Annotated in this window: 17 protein-coding genes; 2 read left to right on the top strand and 15 right to left on the bottom strand. The window is 39.4% G+C overall.

Annotated features, from left to right (window positions below; all coding sequences use genetic code 11):
- The 4 genes from ACX0HA_RS06145 to tamL all read right to left on the bottom strand — a co-directional run.
- Positions 1 to 1714 (bottom strand): tetratricopeptide repeat protein (locus tag ACX0HA_RS06145; RefSeq protein ID WP_458844394.1); only part of this gene is annotated, 1714 nt, incomplete at its 3' end.
- Positions 1715 to 1922: 208 nt separating this feature from the next.
- Positions 1923 to 2777: an acetyl-CoA carboxylase, carboxyltransferase subunit beta gene (accD, locus tag ACX0HA_RS06140; protein ID WP_458844393.1), complete on the bottom strand. Its 855-nt coding sequence runs from the start codon at positions 2775 to 2777 to the stop codon at positions 1923 to 1925.
- Positions 2778 to 2814: 37 nt separating this feature from the next.
- On the bottom strand, positions 2815 to 3882 hold the full coding sequence (gene fbaA, locus ACX0HA_RS06135) for a class II fructose-bisphosphate aldolase (protein WP_458844392.1): 1068 nt from the start codon (positions 3880 to 3882) through the stop codon (positions 2815 to 2817).
- A gap of 46 nt (positions 3883 to 3928) precedes the next feature.
- Complete coding sequence (gene tamL / locus ACX0HA_RS06130) at positions 3929 to 6484, bottom strand: translocation and assembly module lipoprotein TamL (RefSeq protein ID WP_458844391.1); 2556 nt, start codon at positions 6482 to 6484, stop codon at positions 3929 to 3931.
- 38 nt (positions 6485 to 6522) lie between these two features.
- Here tamL and ACX0HA_RS06125 point away from each other — a divergent pair, with 38 nt between their 5' ends.
- Complete coding sequence (locus tag ACX0HA_RS06125; protein ID WP_458844390.1) at positions 6523 to 7260, top strand: TrmH family RNA methyltransferase; 738 nt, start codon at positions 6523 to 6525, stop codon at positions 7258 to 7260.
- Here the strand turns inward: ACX0HA_RS06125 and porT are convergent.
- From porT to ACX0HA_RS06070, 11 genes are all read right to left on the bottom strand, one after another.
- Positions 7247 to 7960, bottom strand: a complete 714-nt coding sequence (gene porT, locus ACX0HA_RS06120) for a type IX secretion/gliding motility protein PorT/SprT (protein ID WP_458844389.1) — start codon at positions 7958 to 7960, stop codon at positions 7247 to 7249. The two genes, ACX0HA_RS06125 and porT, sit on opposite strands and share 14 nt — an antisense overlap.
- A gap of 1 nt (position 7961) precedes the next feature.
- On the bottom strand, positions 7962 to 8693 hold the full coding sequence (gene ubiE, locus ACX0HA_RS06115; protein ID WP_458844388.1) for a bifunctional demethylmenaquinone methyltransferase/2-methoxy-6-polyprenyl-1,4-benzoquinol methylase UbiE: 732 nt from the start codon (positions 8691 to 8693) through the stop codon (positions 7962 to 7964).
- Between the two features lie 77 nt (positions 8694 to 8770).
- Positions 8771 to 9208 (bottom strand): GNAT family N-acetyltransferase, encoded by a 438-nt coding sequence (locus ACX0HA_RS06110; RefSeq protein WP_458844387.1) that lies wholly within the window; start codon positions 9206 to 9208, stop codon positions 8771 to 8773.
- A gap of 3 nt (positions 9209 to 9211) precedes the next feature.
- A complete protein-coding gene (locus ACX0HA_RS06105; protein ID WP_458844386.1) occupies positions 9212 to 9703 on the bottom strand; it encodes a dihydrofolate reductase in 492 nt (163 codons plus the stop codon).
- Entirely contained in the window at positions 9703 to 10047 is a 345-nt protein-coding gene (locus ACX0HA_RS06100) for a 2TM domain-containing protein (RefSeq protein ID WP_458844385.1), read from the bottom strand. The genes ACX0HA_RS06105 and ACX0HA_RS06100 overlap by 1 nt, the downstream gene beginning before the upstream one ends.
- A gap of 55 nt (positions 10048 to 10102) precedes the next feature.
- On the bottom strand, positions 10103 to 10921 hold the full coding sequence (locus ACX0HA_RS06095) for a hypothetical protein (RefSeq protein ID WP_458844384.1): 819 nt from the start codon (positions 10919 to 10921) through the stop codon (positions 10103 to 10105).
- Positions 10922 to 10939: 18 nt separating this feature from the next.
- On the bottom strand, positions 10940 to 11764 hold the full coding sequence (locus tag ACX0HA_RS06090) for a thymidylate synthase (RefSeq protein WP_458844383.1): 825 nt from the start codon (positions 11762 to 11764) through the stop codon (positions 10940 to 10942).
- The gene (locus ACX0HA_RS06085) at positions 11706 to 12386 is read right to left on the bottom strand and encodes a hypothetical protein (RefSeq protein ID WP_458844382.1); all 681 of its coding nucleotides are present in this window, start codon (positions 12384 to 12386) and stop codon (positions 11706 to 11708) included. The genes ACX0HA_RS06090 and ACX0HA_RS06085 overlap by 59 nt, the downstream gene beginning before the upstream one ends.
- Positions 12387 to 12390: 4 nt before the next feature.
- Complete coding sequence (locus tag ACX0HA_RS06080; protein ID WP_458844381.1) at positions 12391 to 13014, bottom strand: bifunctional nuclease family protein; 624 nt, start codon at positions 13012 to 13014, stop codon at positions 12391 to 12393.
- 93 nt (positions 13015 to 13107) lie between these two features.
- Positions 13108 to 14076, bottom strand: coding sequence for an electron transfer flavoprotein subunit alpha/FixB family protein (locus ACX0HA_RS06075; protein ID WP_458844380.1), 969 nt, complete (start codon positions 14074 to 14076; stop codon positions 13108 to 13110).
- A 106-nt stretch (positions 14077 to 14182) separates the two neighbouring features.
- The gene (locus tag ACX0HA_RS06070; protein ID WP_458844379.1) at positions 14183 to 14929 is read right to left on the bottom strand and encodes an electron transfer flavoprotein subunit beta/FixA family protein; all 747 of its coding nucleotides are present in this window, start codon (positions 14927 to 14929) and stop codon (positions 14183 to 14185) included.
- 274 nt (positions 14930 to 15203) lie between these two features.
- On the opposite strand from ACX0HA_RS06070, the gene ACX0HA_RS06065 reads away from it, so the two are divergent.
- Positions 15204 to 16181 (top strand): pyruvate dehydrogenase complex E1 component subunit beta, encoded by a 978-nt coding sequence (locus tag ACX0HA_RS06065; protein ID WP_458844378.1) that lies wholly within the window; start codon positions 15204 to 15206, stop codon positions 16179 to 16181.
- Positions 16182 to 16195: the final 14 nt, after the last annotated feature.

Here is a 16195-nt window from a genome sequence, read left to right as displayed (position 1 = left end):
GCATTAGTGTAGCCATGTCCTTGTAAGGAAGATTTAATTTAAGCAATGCGCAAAAGAAAAGATCATTCTTGCTAAGTGTGGGATAGCTGCTTTCGAGATTATTCTGAAAGCCGGCATAATTTTCACTAAATCTTTTTCTGAAGAGTGTCCAGTAATCCTTGTCGCTTGTTAAAGATACTAGTTGGTCCTTAATAGTATTTATACAGAGATTTTCCGGATTCTCCTTGCATAGTGTGATAAGTCTGCTAATATTACCTTCCAATGTTGTAAGCGAAACAATTCCTGATACGAGTTCTTCTTTTTTATGTTCAAGATTTTGCCGGTTAATCTTGTTCAGGTTTTTTGTGTTCTCATATTCCCGGAGTAATTGCTCTTTCTTTGTTTTTGCCAGCATCAGTTTTGTTTTATGCCGTTTAAGGTTGTTTACATAAATAAAGGCAAGTACAAGGACAAAAAGGCATATTCCCAGTGGGAAGAGTATGTTTTTCCTACTTTCGTTAATCTCCTGTTTTAGGGAACTGTTAGTGTTTTTTAAAGATTCAGTTCTTTCTGCCTGGTATTTATTCTGGTATTCCTGCTGTAATTTTACAGTAGTCATGCCGGTACCGGATTTTTTAAGGGTATCTTGTAGTTTAAGACTGTTTTGAATTGATAAAAGTGCTTTATCTGTTTTGTTTGCCTTTTGGAAAATTTCAGCTTTTAGATTTTCAAAATAGACACGATCATGAATGTTTGCCTTCTCAAGAAACTCAGTTTTGTCTATTTGCTCTATTATTGACAGTGCTTCTTCAGTCTTGTTTTGCTGGTTGAGTACATCGAGGTATTCTGAACCTATAGAAATTATCCTAGGTGAATTGTTTGTGAGTACTTTTTGAAAAGCAGTGCGGTACAGGATTTCGGATTCTTTTAAATGATTTGTTTCCCTTTTGATGATGCCAAGTTTAGAATATACTACACCAATTATTTCCTGGTCATTAAATTTTTTAAGGCCGGGAAGAGCTTCATTAAGTATCTTTTGTGCTTCTGGATATTTTTTTTGACGGGTAAGGCAGTCGCCATAATTTATCAGAACGATTGAATAATTTTTAACCAGATTCAGTTCTTTGTATCCTTTTAATATTTCTTTGTAAAGGTCAGCTGCAAATTCCAGATTTCCTGTGTCAAGATATGCATTTGCAAGACTCGATTTTATGCTAAGTATATATTCTTTATTATTTTGCTTTTCGAGTATTTCTATAGCTTTTAACAAGTAGCGGATACCTTCATCCCTTCGCAATAATAGGTTGTTGTTGGAGGCAATTTCTCCATAAACAAGGGCAAGGCCGGTTTCGTCGCTGGTAGATTTATAAATATCTTCAACGATGTCAAGTAGTTCAAGCGCTTCTTCATTTTCGCCTCTTTTTTTATAAGTGCCGGCTTTATTGCGTAGCAAGCGGGCATATATTTTTGGAAATTTTTGCCTGTCGGCAAAAGTTGCAGCTTTGTTATAATAATAGAGCGCTGAGTCTGTGCTGTTTTTCAGGTGATGGTAATAAGCATACGACATGAATGTACTGCAATAAACAGTATCATGTAGCTTGCCTTTATAGGCCAGTATTTCTTTAATGTAAACCCGGGCGCTGTCCGGTTCAGAGGTGATCGTGCGCCTAATCTGGCGATTCTTTTTTACAATATCTATCCCCGGAGTCTGAGAGTAGCTTAGTTGTAAAAACATAACCAAGATACAGAATAACTTTAGCTTCATGTGTCCAATACAAGCATTCTTTTGTATCCGGGGGCGTAGATGAAATGCATTGCAAAATAAGGGATAAAATTCCAAAAAAACAGTCGAAGGGACTGAAATTTTAATTTTTGTAACAAAAACAGGTATATCTACCTGTATTTATGGGTAAAAAAAATCCCCCTGTTTTAGGGGGATTGCTTTATCGTATTGCTTGGTTCTGTATAAGATCCAGGTACAAGTTTATTTTGTCTTTTAGTTCTTTACGTGGAGTAATGAAGTCTAAGAATCCATGCTCTAGTACGAACTCTGCGGTCTGGAAACCTTCGGGAAGCTCTTTGCCGGTAGTGTCTTTTACAACACGTGGCCCTGCAAAGCCTATCAATGCACCAGGTTCAGAGATGTTTACATCTCCAAGCATAGCATAAGAAGCTGTTGTTCCTCCTGTTGTTGGGTCAGTACATAAAGAGATGTATGGTATCTTTGCATCTGCAAGCTGTGCCAGCTTGGCCGATGTTTTTGCCAGCTGCATAAGCGAATAAGCCGCTTCCATCATCCTTGCACCACCTGATTTTGAAATCATCACAAAAGGAATCCTGTTTTTGATAGAGTAATCGATTGCCCTGGCTATTTTTTCTCCTACAACAGCACCCATCGATCCGCCTATGAAAGCGAAATCCATACATGCAATCACAAGGTCTTTACCTTTAGATTTTCCTACGGCAGTTCTAACAGCATCTTTAAGCTTGGTCTTTTCGGTAGCATCCTTAATACGGTCGCCATACTTTTTAGTATCCACAAACTTAAGGGTGTCCTTAGAAGTCATGTTTTTGTCAAACTCTGAAAATTCGTTGTCATCAAAAAGAATACTGAAGTATTCTTTGCTTCCGATCCTTACGTGGTATCCGTCTTCCGGGCTTACGTAAAAATTTCTGGCAAGCTCTTCTGCGTCAACAACTTTACCGGTTGGTGACTTGTACCATAATCCTTTTGGTACATCTTTTTTGTCTTCCGTTGGAGTTGTTATCCCTTTTTCTGTTCTTTTAAACCAAGCCATCTTTTTCTGTTAAAGTTATTACTGCGAGCAGTTAGTATTATAGTGTATTAACGTTGTTAAGGTCTTTAAAGGCCTGCTCAAGCCTTGCGTTGAAGGTAAGTTCACCTTCGCGGATCCATTTTCTTGGATCGTAATATTTTTTGTTTGGCGATTCAGGTCCTTCCGGGTTGCCTATCTGTGTTTTAAGATATTCAACATTGTTTACAATATAGTCACGTGCACCTTCTGTAAATGCAAACTGAAGGTCAGTATCTATATTCATTTTGATAACACCATAGCCGATAGCCTCTCTGATCTCTTCAAGAGTTGATCCTGAACCTCCGTGGAATACGAAATCAACAGGGTTATGGCCTAAGTTGAATTTCTCCTGAACATACTCCTGAGAGTTTTTAAGGATTTTCGGAGTCAGTTTTACGTTACCTGGTTTGTAAACACCGTGTACGTTACCAAAAGCAGCAGCTACAGTGAAACGAGGAGATATTTTGCTAAGCTCTTCATAAGCGTATGCAACTTCTTCAGGTTGTGTGTAAAGTTTAGAGCTGTCAACATCAGAGTTGTCAACGCCATCTTCTTCACCACCAGTAATACCAAGTTCGATTTCAAGGGTCATGCCCATTTTGCTCATTCTTTCAAGGTATTTTTTAGAGATCTCCATGTTTTCTTCAAGAGATTCTTCAGAAAGATCGATCATGTGTGAGCTGAATAGTGGTTTTCCTGTTTCGGCAAAATGTTTTTCGCTTGCATCAAGAAGTCCGTCAATCCAAGGCAAAAGTTTTTTTGCACAGTGGTCAGTATGAAGTATTACAGTAGCACCATAAGCTTCAGCAAGTGTGTGGATGTGTTTTGCACCGGCAACAGCTCCAAGGATTGCTGCTTTTTCGTCTGCGTTAGATAATCCTTTTCCGGCATTGAAAATTGAACCACCGTTAGAGAACTGTATGATAACAGGAGCATTAAGTCTTGCTGCAGTTTCCATAACACCATTTACTGTGCTTGATCCTGTAACGTTTACTGCCGGAAGGGCAAATCCCTTTTCTTTAGCATATCTGAATATTTCCTGTACCTGGTCTCCGGTAGCAACACCGGGCTTGATATTATGGGCCATTGTTTTTAATTTTAGATTAGAAGAGACAAAAATAATATTTTTAAACTTAGAACGGATAATTAATTCCGACATTTAGGACTGATTTGGAAAGATTGTACCCTTTGAACCAGCGATCGCCCTCTTCACGGCCCGGATCATAGGTCTTGAAGCCCAGGTCAAATCGTATCACGAAAAAGTTGAAATCGTACCTGAAACCAAGGCCTGAGCCAAATGCCAGGTCTTTGAAAGATGACAATCCGTTAAAAGTTTTGCTCTTATCATCAACTTCATCAAAAACGTTCCAAATATTGCCCACATCGCCAAAAATAGCACCGTTAAGCTTTCCAAATATATTAAAACGGAGTTCGGCACTATAGGCCATCTTTAAGTTGGCTTCGTTAAAGTCGTCTACACCACCGCTGCTTCCGGGACCTAAACTATAGGGCTGCCATCCACGGTTGTCGTTAGATCCACCGGCAAAATAGCTTCGTGAAAACGGAATTGATGTTGAGTTGCCATAAGGGACAGCTAATCCGAAAAAAGCACGCATTGCCAGTACTTTTCCTCTTCTTAGATCCCAGTGTTTTATAAAGTCAAGTTCACCTTTTATATATTGTGAATAGGCAACATTAAAGATGGTTCTCTGGCTATCGTTATTATTGGGGTCAACCAGTGTGCCTCCTAATAATGACAGGAATGCCCCCGCAGATTCTACTTTTGTTTTAAAAATATAGAAAGTATTGTCGGTAAGGTTTTCACGGCTGGTTGTGGTAAAGGTATAATTACTGGCAAAAATCAGGTTGTTTTCGGTAAGCCTAACCCTGCGTTCTTCTATGCTGTCTACATTATTCTTGTCGTCCTGAGAAACAGGAATTGTACCGTCCTGAACATCATTAATAAAGTTATCAGTCCCACCACTGGCAATATCAAGATCGCCATTTGCATCAAAATAAGAGTCTGGTACATCAGGATATTCCTGAGCAATGGCATTCAGCCTGTCATAGGATGATTCGTAAACCTTAAAATAGTTTTCAGGATTCAGGTTTCTTACATATTGTACATTGAGAAGGTCAAGCCTCGAAGAATGGTTCTTTCTTGGTGGTGCCCAGTTGTAGCTTAAAACACCGGTAACGTTTTCCTTGTCGAGGCCAATGTTTTTCTGGCTGCTTACCCCAAGGCTAAAAATCGTTGAAGGAATTAAATTCTTAGGGATTATCTTCTCAGTATTGAAAGGGAAAAATATCCTCGGGAATGTAAGTTTCAGGTCAGCACCATATTCAAGGATATTAAAGAATGCGTTATCCTTAATGGCATTGTCATTAGAGTTACCAATATTTCCCCGTGTAGACAGGTCGAGTATTTCTGCACCCCGGAAAACATTCCGCATAGAGACTCCAAGACTTCCTGCAACCCCAATATCCTGGATATTAGAATGCATGAAATCTGCGCTCACATTAAACCTGAACTTTTTCTTTGGGATAAGCTTAATGTTAGCAATAAGCGATTCGCCTTTAGGGTCATTTTTGTCTTCTACATATTCTATAGAAGGCGAGTTGAATACCCTCAGGTTGCTCAGGTAGCGTGAGGTAAGGATTCTTCTGAAATCGGCATAAGTACTGTTTGGTGTAATAAATACCGCATCGGTAAGTGCTTTTGGCCTGTAGTTAAGTTTACCCGTACTATAAATATTGAAATCCTTATAGCTTGTGCTGTCAATAGCCTGGTCTTCGCTGGTTGGATTCTGCGTATAAATATTTACCTGGCTGATCTTATAGAGTTTAAACGGCCTAACAAAGGTTGAGTCGCCCTGCCTAACCGATTCGTTGTCTATAATAAGGTCAACGTTAGCTTTGTAGCCGCCGTTGTTTACCGTGTCAACAACATAGGTAATGTTATTCTGCTGGAAGCGGTAAGCCCCGTGGTTTTTAAAATAAGTTGTGATTCTTTCTCTTTCTGCAGTAAAATTGGCCTCATCATACTGTTCGCCTTTTTTTATGAGCGATTCTTTTTTAATTTTAGTATACAGGCTGTCAAGAGCAGGGGTTTCGATATAAGTTGCCAGTGTGTCAAGAATATATGGCGATCCCGTAATGACATCATAATAGACTTTCGCTCTTTTGTTGGGCAGCGTGTCAATCTTATAGCCAACTTTAGCCCTGAAAAAGCCCTTTTTGTAATAATAGGTAAATAACCTGTTTCTGGATTTTTTTACACGGTTTACATCGACCAATACAGGTGGCTCCCCGGTTTTTTTTAGAAAATTATTTATACCTGAAACAGCAAAAGAGTTGCCAAGGCGTTGTACCTGCTTTTCTGAAAGTACTTTTTTGTATCGCTCATGCCTTCCCGGTTTTCTTTCCAGCCATGCATGGTATGAGGAGTCGGCATCTGGTGTTGCAATGCTGTACATGTGCAGTCTCAGGTGGTAGCCCAGTATGTCCGAGTTTGGATGCTGGTATAGCTGGTCGTTGATTATCTCATCCGTTTTGATTCCGCCATTTACCGTAATTTCGTTTTTCTCAAGCAGGTGCTTACCTTCCGGTACTCTCCTTACAAGAGAACAGGAATATAAAACCCAGCCCGATAAGATAATTAGTGCTATTTTTGTTGTTTTATTTCTCAAGACGGTATAACCAATAGTAATTCAAAAATACATTTTTTATGGTTAGCAAAAACCAAATTAAAACAATAACGGGCTTACAGCAAAAAAAATACAGAAAGCAGCATAAATTGTTTTTTGCCGAAGGCATAAAGGTAGTACAGGAATTACTGAATTCCAATTTTGAATTACACCAAATATTTACCACAAAAGATGTCTTTGATGATGTTCCTCAAAACAAGGTCGAACTTATTACGGAGACGGAACTGAAAAAAATAAGTGCGCTTACCACACCCAACGGCTGCCTTGCGCTTTTTGTGATGCCTGAAGAACAAGCTGTTCCTGATAACGGACTGATCGTTGCGCTGGATGATGTTCGTGATCCGGGCAATCTGGGTACTATCATACGCCTTTGCGACTGGTTTGGCATCAGCCAACTGGTATGTTCGGAAGAATGTGTAGATGTGTATAATCCCAAGGTTGTGCAGGCTACCATGGGCTCGCTTACGAGGGTAAATGTAGTTTATACTGATCTGGAGGCTTATCTTGCCAATACAAAATTACCCGTGTTCGGAACCTTTATGGATGGTGAAAATATTTACGAAGCATCGCTGCCTGGTGAAGGTATCATAATAATGGGTAATGAGGCCAACGGAATTTCTCAGGCTATTGAAAACAAGGCAGGGCACAGGATCGCCATACCACGTTTCGGTAGTTTGCAGCAAACGGAAAGCCTTAATGTAGCCACAGCAGCAGCTATCATTTTAAGCGAATTTAGGCGTAATTTTAGTGGAAAGTAAAGTTGATGAAAATGCCTCTTGTTTTCATCGATTCAATATTGCCTGTGTAAGGACTGTTAGGGTCGTTATCACGTATAAGTTCATCATTTAAACTGAATACACCACGAATAGATGGTGAGAATTTGAAGAACTCAAAGTAAATATCGATACCTGCACCAACTTCATAATAGCTGGTCCATTTGTTCATCCTGAATCGCTGTCCCGTCATGTTATCGTCCTTAACGTTATAGCTGCTCGAAAGGTTAAGTGAACGCGAAAGCCCACCAACAATATAAGGTCTTATATTACCGGTTCTTTTCGAAGAAAATTTCAACAATAAAGGAAAATGAAGATAAGTAGATTTTACTTCCCTCAAACGGTCTGCTTCAGTGCCTTCTACATTATGAAATGTAAGGTCACGTTGGGTGTAGTATAATCCCGGTTCAAAACGTAGGTCGAGGTATTCGAATAATCTTAGGTTTCCTACAAGCCCCACATTGAAACCTGTTGTTTTTTTTACTTCGATGTCAACTCCCGGATCTTCTTTGTAGTCAATTTTAAAATCATAGCTGTTAAAGCCAAGAAAATATCCCCAGTGAACCCTTTGTTTGTCAAAGTTCTCAAGGTTAACGATAGGGTCTTTGCTGAATACCTGTGTGCCAAACTGCGCATGTGTGCACAGGCCTGTAAATAGCAGTATATATAGAAACAGTTTCTTCATCTTATTGTTTTGAAGCAGAGTAAATTGTTGCCACTCCAAAAGTCTGCGGCATATTCTTAACCTCTATAAACCCAATTTTACGTAAAATATTGTTCAGTGCCTCACCATGAGGGAAAACAGATGCCGATTCGCTTAGGTAAGCATACGCCGAACGGTCTTTAGAGAACAGCCTGCCTATTAAGGGTAGCAGGTTTTTGCTATAAAAATTATAACCTTGTTTGAATGGGAATTTTGTTGGTACCGAAGTTTCCAATATCACAAAAATACCATTTGGCTTCAGTACGCGTAAAATTTCGGCAAGGCCTTTTTCAAGGGTCTCGAAGTTACGGACACCAAAAGCTACAGTGATAGCGTCAAAGTAATTGTCTTCAAACGGAAGGTTTTCGCTATCGCCATACACCAGCTTAATTTTGCTGTCAAGCCCTTTTTCGGCAACTTTCTTACGGCCCACTTCCATCATGCCTTCAGAAATATCTGCACCAATGATCTCGGTAGCCGATGTCTGTGCCATAAGTATGGCAAGGTCTCCGGTTCCGGTAGCGATATCAAGAATGGTCTTCGGGTTCTTGTCGGCAACAAGCTTAAGTACTTTTTTACGCCATTTAACGTCTATCCCAAAAGAAATTACGCGGTTAAGGCCGTCATAATTACCGGAAATAGTGTCAAACATCTGGGCGACCTGCTCTTTTTTACCCAGGCCGGAATCTTTATAGGGGGTTACGTTTTGCGACATTACTTTTATTTACGCAGCAAAGATAGAAATAGTTTTGTTAATAGGGAGTTAGAATAATCTATGTTTTAAAAAGAGTACTATTCTATCTCCATCCTGTACATATCAATACCCTCTGCCCAGTAATCTTTTACAATTTCTTTCAGTTCAAAGCCAAACTTCTCGTAGAATTTGTAAACCAACTGTGAGGTGCGAACGGATATATTCTCAATGCTATCAATGGTTTTAATAACATAAAGCCTGTGTTGTGTAAGCTGTCGCCCTACGCCTTTGCCTTGGTAATCAGGGTGGATGATATCCCATGATAAAGCAGCGTTCTTCCCATTATTCGTAATGTTGATACCTCCACTGCCAATAATGTTTCCGTTGTCTTCTATTACAAAATAACGGTCTATGTGGTTGGCAAAATAATCCCTTAAATCTGCTTCTTCTTCCGGTGCGAAATATTCAGGCGTGTTTAGCCTGAGCAATTCAATAATGCTCTCGTTGTCGGCAGGAGTGTAAGGGCGGATGGTCATTTTCTAACTCCTTATAAAAATCTGAAAAGCCATATCATACTTATGTTTCTCGTCTTTTGGGTGGAAAACCTGATTGATCAGTTCCCATTTTTTACGATCTATGGCAGGAAAGAAAGCGTCGGCACCATCAAAGGCAGCATGCACGCGGGTCAGGTCGAGCTTGTCGGCAAGGTCAATACTCTGGTTGTAAATTTCGCCTCCGCCAATAACAAAAACTTCCTCATCCTGTGGGCAGGCTTTTAAGGCTTCCTCAAGGCTTCCAACAACGATGCATCCTTCAGGAGCTTTATAGTCGGCCTGGCGGGTAATGATTACCGAAGTTCGGTTGGGCAGGGCAGAAGGGAAGCTTTCAAAAGTTTTTCGTCCCATAATTATATAATGTCCTGAAGTACGTGCTTTAAAGTGTTTAAAATCGTCCGGCAGGTGCCACATCATTTTGTTGTCTTTGCCTAAGGCATTATTCTCGGCTATGGCGGCAATAAGGGTAATCGTCATTATAATTGTGAAGTTGTAGTGTTGTCGTTTTCAAGTTTTTTTTCAAGTTGGCCAATGCGGCGCTCCTGGCGGGCTATCAGTTTGGTTATTTGGTCCTGCTCCCATTTTTTGTTGATGAAGCTTTCGGTGACAAATACCTTTATAAAGTGCATGATAAAGATAAAAGCCCATGCGGTTATTGCCCAAAGATACCAGTCGTCCTGAGGGTCTACGTCAAGCCATTTATTGATGATGTAAAAGAAAAAGCTGCATACAAAAAACAATATAAAATGAAAGTAAACGCGTTTTTTTTGCTTTACCCTCTTTCGAGCATATTCATAGAGTTCCTGTTGGTTTGGTTCCATTTCTCAGATTTTGGTAAAATAAAGATAGGAAAAAAATAAGTAGAATTATTGGGTTTTATAAGCTAACGGTTACCGGTAATGCATATTTCGTTCTTACGGGTATATCCATATAATTACCGGGAGTGAAATCAGGTAATTTATTGAGGATGTATTTTAGTTCATATATTGCTTTTTCGTTGTGTGGTACAGAGTTAATCTCATCTAGTTTTACAGAGCCGTCCCTTTCAATGATAAATGTGGCAATCAGCTGTATCGTACCCTCATAGTCGTCTATTTTTTCGACTCTGAATTTGCTCACAATAATTTTTCTGATCTTTGCAGAAGTGCATTTTAGCGCTATTTCGCGATTTTCATTTTCGCAGCCTTTGCATGCGGGAATAACTCCAAGGGGCATTAATTCCTGCTCAATGTTTTCTTCTTTCAGCTGTTCCTTAGAAGCCGGGGTATACTTATTTAGGTTATGGTCATAAATAAAAGTATAATCGTACAGATGTACACTTCTTCTTTCTGTAAAACTCTTGTCTTTTGGTATAAAAGGAGTAAGGTGGATGATGTAGTTGTATACGGCATCATGAACCAATTTATTATCGCATTTTATCTTAAGGGTTTCAGGAGTAACATTGCCGTCAATATCTGATATAAAAGCGATGTAAATATTAAAATAATTGGTGCTGAGTGTTTTTTTAAGATCAGCAGTTATGTTTTCTGTGAGCAGTTTACTGATCTCTTGTTTTACTTTTTCATTTCCGCACTGACCACGTTTTTCAACGTTTGCGCATTCCGGGAATATAGCGTTGCTAATAATCTCAGACTGGGCGTGGATGTCAAACTGCAGCAATAACAAAAAAGCAGCTACTATAAATATTTTCTTCATTGATTGGCGTGTTTAGCCTTATACCGCCACAGCGCCTTTAATGTGTGGGTGCGGGTCATAGTTCTCTAAAGTGAAATCTTCAAATTTAAAATCGAAGATGTTTTTCACTTCAGGATTAAGTTTCATGGTGGGAAGCGGCTTTGGTTCACGGCTTAATTGCAGTTCCAGCTGTTCCATGTGGTTGTTGTAGATATGGGCATCACCAAAGGTATGAATGAAATCTCCCGGTTGCAGTCCTGCTACCTGTGCGATCATCATCGTTAGCAATGCATACGAAGCAATATTGAAAGGTACACCTAAAAAGATGTCGGCACTACGCTGGTACAGCTGACATGATAGTTTTCCTTCGGCTACATAAAACTGAAAGAAAGCATGGCAGGGTGGAAGCGCCACTTTACCGTTGGCAACATTCTCCGAAAAAGATTTAGAAGTATCCGGCAGTACGCTTGGGTTCCATGCCGATATCAGCATTCTGCGGCTGTTAGGGTTTGTTTTCAGGGTTTCGATAAGCTCAGTGATCTGGTCAATTTCTTTGTCATCCCAGTTACGCCACTGGTGACCATATACCGGACCCAGGTTACCGTCTTCGTCAGCCCATTCGTCCCAAATCTTTACGCCGTTATCATTAAGGTAGCCAATGTTTGTATTACCCTGCAAAAACCAAAGCAGTTCATATATTATCGATTTAAGGTGCAGTTTTTTTGTTGTGACCATAGGGAATCCTTCGCTAAGGTCAAAACGCATCTGGTAACCAAAAACACTTTTAGTTCCTGTACCTGTACGGTCACCCTTTTGTACCCCGTTCGTCAGAACGTGCGTTACTAAATCGTGATACTGCTTCATTTTCGTTAATTTCTTCTAAAGTTATATAAAAATCGCCTGTAGTTGTGGTCATGTATTTAAAAGACACAAAATTCAATATAAAAGTATGTATCTTTTTATCAAGTTCCTTGTTGTCTGAAAATATTACAATTTTTACCTGGTCGGTGTCAATGTTGTTGAAAGTGAATGCTCTTTTGAATCCTATTTCTTCAAATCCATTGGCGAATTCATTTTCTACAGCAGTAAGTTTTGTTCTGTTGTTTGACTTGTCGAATGCAAATGCTAATGGCATAAACAAGTATTTGTTCGTGCTCATGTGTTTATCCGGTAGGCTATGTATTGTGACTTTGTAATTTTTACCAGGAACTACATCTGCAAAGAACTCCTTATAATTGCTTATGATTTTAGTTTGGTGCAGTTGGTAAACCATGACCGAATCTTCTGCCGAAAGTCTAAACTTGTATTTTTTTGACAATTCAAGCGTGTTTTCTGCTGTTTTTTCACCAATTTTTGTGTATGGCTTTGCATTACGGCCAGTTAGTTGGTGGTATTCAGCATTTGGATAAACCTTTCTTGAGCAACCAGTAATTGTGAAAATAATAAAAAGAACGATTGTAAACGGTATTGTATTTCTCAGCTTCATTTGATTAACTCTCTCTCTTCGATATTTCATCGCGGATCTTTGCCGCTTTTTCATAGTCTTCATTCTGAACCGCACCTTCAAGCATCTCGTGAAGTTCCTGCAGGTTGTAGGCTGAATAACCTTCTCCCGATACTGTTTCTGTACCAAATGTCTGTGGTTCTGAAAGGATATCTTCAGGCTCGTTGATGTTGCCTTCTGCATCCGGTTCAGGATTTATCTTCAGGAAAATACCGGCTTTGTCGAGTATGTTCTTGTAGGTAAATATTGGTGCGTTGAAACGCAATGCCAAAGCAATTGCATCAGAAGTCCTTGCATCGATAATCTCTTCGATACGGTCTCTTTCGCAGATGATGCTCGAAAAGAAAACGCCATCTACAAGTTTATGTATGATTACCTGCTTGACAACAATGTCAAACCTGTCTGCAAAATTCTTGAATAAATCGTGGGTGAGGGGCCTTGGAGGCTTGATCTCTTTTTCTAAGGCAATAGCTATAGACTGGGCTTCAAAAGCACCAATGACTATAGGTAATTTGCGTTCTCCATCCACTTCATTAAGGATAAGCGCATACGCCCCGTTTTGGGTTTGGCTGTATGAGATTCCTTTTATAGTAAGTTTTACTAAGCTCATAATTGGTCTTCCTGTATAGAAAAAGGGCTATCGGGCAAAGATAAAACTATCGTTAGCCTGATAGCCCTTTTGTGGGCACAATTTATAATAAAATTATGAGTTTTGAGCCTTGAAAGCTTTAATTTTTTCAGTCAACTTAGGAACAATATCGAAAGCATCACCTACTACACCATAATCTGCTACTTTAAAGAAAGGAGCATCAGCGTCAGAGTTAATAACTACTTTTACCTTAGATGAGTTGATACCTGCGATGTGCTGGATAGCACCAGAAATACCTACTGCTATATAAAGATTAGAAGCTACTGGCTTACCTGTTTGTCCTACGTGTTCGCTATGAGGTCTCCATCCAAGGTCAGATACCGGCTTAGAACAAGCTGTGGCAGCGCCAAGAGCAGCAGCAAGATCTTCGATCATGTACCAGTTCTCAGGGCCTTTAAGTCCGCGTCCGCCTGATACTACGATCTCGGCATCAGCAATAGTTACTTTTCCTGTTACTTTTTCTGATGATTCTACTTTTACAGAGAAATCAGCATCGTTAAGAGAAGGAGAGAATTCTTCTTCAGTAGCGCTTGCAGCATTTTCGAATACTCCATAAGAGTTTTTGCCTATAGTAAGTACTTTAATATCTGTAGTGATCTCTGTTATGTTGAATGCTTTGTTAGAAAAAGCATTTCTTTTTACCTGGAAAGGAGAAAGGCTAACCGGCTGCGCAACTACGTTTGATGCATAACCTGCCTCAAGTGCCACAGCTACTAGCGGAGCAATGTAAAGGCTGTCGGTTGTAGAGTTGAACAATACGATCTTAGCGTTTTCTTTCTGAGCTGCCTGTTTGATAGCATCTGCATAAGCTTTAGCGCTGAAAGCAGAAAGCTTGTCAGATTTTACATTAAGCACTTTGTCTACGCCATATTTACCAAGTTCTGCAGTGTTATCGGCATTAATGGTAAGGGCGGTAACTGTTGTTCCTGTTTCACCTGCAATTTTCTTAGCGTATGAAGCAAGCTCTAAAGCTGTTTTTTTGAATTTGCCTTCAGCAAACTCAGCATATATTAATATTGACATGATTCTTTCAATTTTAAAATTTACTAATGTAACAATGTATCAATTTGTAAGCCTGTAATTGGTAGATTAAAGAATTGATTAATTGCTACATTAAACAATTGTTACATTAAATTACTTTAGCTTCGTTGTGTAAAAGGTTTACAAGCTCGTCAAGGTTGTCAGGGCTTATAAGCTTAACAGCCGATTTTGGAGCAGGTTTCTCAAATTTCACTGCTTTAGTGTTATTGTTTGCTGCAACAGGCTCAAGTACTGTAAGTACTTTTTGCCTTGCCATCATAATACCACGCATGTTAGGGATCCTAAGGTCTTTTTCTTCAACAAGTCCTTTTTGTCCGCCTATTACTAAAGGTAGTTTTGCGCTAAGTGTTTCTTTACCGCCATCAATTTCCCTTACTGCTTTAGCATCGCTGCCAGTAACATCAAGGCTGATGCATGAGTTAACGAAATCGAAACCAAGAAGGCCTGCAAGCATTCCCGGAACCATTCCTCCATTATAATCCAATGATTCTTTACCTGCGATTACAAGATCAAAACCACCGTTCTTAACTACTTCGGCAAGTTGTTTTGCAACAAAAAAGCCATCTGTAGGATTTGCATTAACGCGAATCGCTTCGTCAGCACCTATAGCAAGTGCTTTTCTAAGTGTAGCTTCGGCATCAGGACCGCCTACATTTACAACTGTAACGTTTGCTCCGGCCTGTTCTTTAAACATTACTGCTCTTGTTAAACCGAATTCGTCGTTAGGGTTGATTACAAACTGAACGCCATTAGTATCAAACTCGCTGTCGCCGTTTGCAAAGTTAATTTTTGCTGTGGTATCAGGCACGTGGCTGATGCAGACTAATATTTTCATTTTTATAAAGTTATAAAGTTGAGGTTTTTCCGTTACGAAAATAATAAATTTCTGCAAATAAAAAACTATGCACGCATAATAAATGTAATTTTTTTAAAAATTATCAGGATTAAATTTATTAATCATAAAAATTAAGCTATAAAACATTGATTATTGCGAATAGTTGATGTTTTGTGAACAAGTTGCTAACATTATATTTATTTAAAGATATAAGGGCATTAAATAATTTTAAATCTTTATTTTTGCCATTCATTTAATACGAATAAGAAGTTACATGAGAACGATACAGTTTAGAGAAGCTATTTGCGAAGCGATGAGCGAAGAAATGCGCCGCGACGAGTCTATATATTTAATGGGTGAAGAAGTTGCCGAATATAACGGTGCTTACAAAGCGTCAAAAGGAATGCTTGATGAGTTTGGTCCTAAGAGGGTAATTGATACTCCAATTGCCGAGCTTGGTTTTGCAGGTATCGCAGTAGGTAGTGCAATGAACGGTAACAGGCCAATTGTTGAATTCATGACATTTAACTTTGCGCTTGTTGGTATCGACCAGATCATTAACAACGCAGCTAAGATGCGTCAGATGTCAGGCGGACAGTTTACTATGCCAATGGTATTCCGTGGTCCATCAGGTTCTGCAGGTCAGCTTGCAGCAACACACTCACAGGCTTTTGAGAACTGGTATGCAAATACACCGGGTCTTAAAGTTGTTGTTCCTTCAAATCCTTATGATGCGAAAGGACTTCTAAAATCGGCAATCCGTGATAATGATCCCGTTATCTTCATGGAGTCTGAACAGATGTACGGAGACAAAGGTGAAGTGCCTGAAGGAGAATACACAATTCCGTTAGGTGTTGCAGATGTTAAACGTGAGGGTAAAGATGTTACTATCGTATCTTGGGGTAAAATCTTAAAAGAAGCTTTCATTGCTGCCGACGAACTTGCAAAAGAAGGGATCAGCTGTGAGATTGTTGATTTAAGAACTATCCGTCCGATGGATCATGATGCTATCATTACATCGGTTAAAAAAACAAACAGACTTGTTATTCTTGAAGAGGCACATCCTTTTGCAAGTGTTTCGTCTGAAATAACTTACATTGTTCAAGAGAGAGCTTTTGATTATCTTGATGCTCCGATTCAAAGAATAACTACAGCAGATGTACCGGCTCCTTTCTCGCCAGTGCTTCTAAAAGAATGGCTTCCTAACGCGGGAGATGTTGTAAAAGCTGTGAAGAAAGTTATGTACAAATAACAAAATAAACACCT

The organism is Flavobacterium hauense (assembly GCF_054457175.1).
The sequence above is the reverse complement of the archived record's forward strand: the minus strand, read 5'-3'. Positions and strand labels throughout refer to the sequence as shown.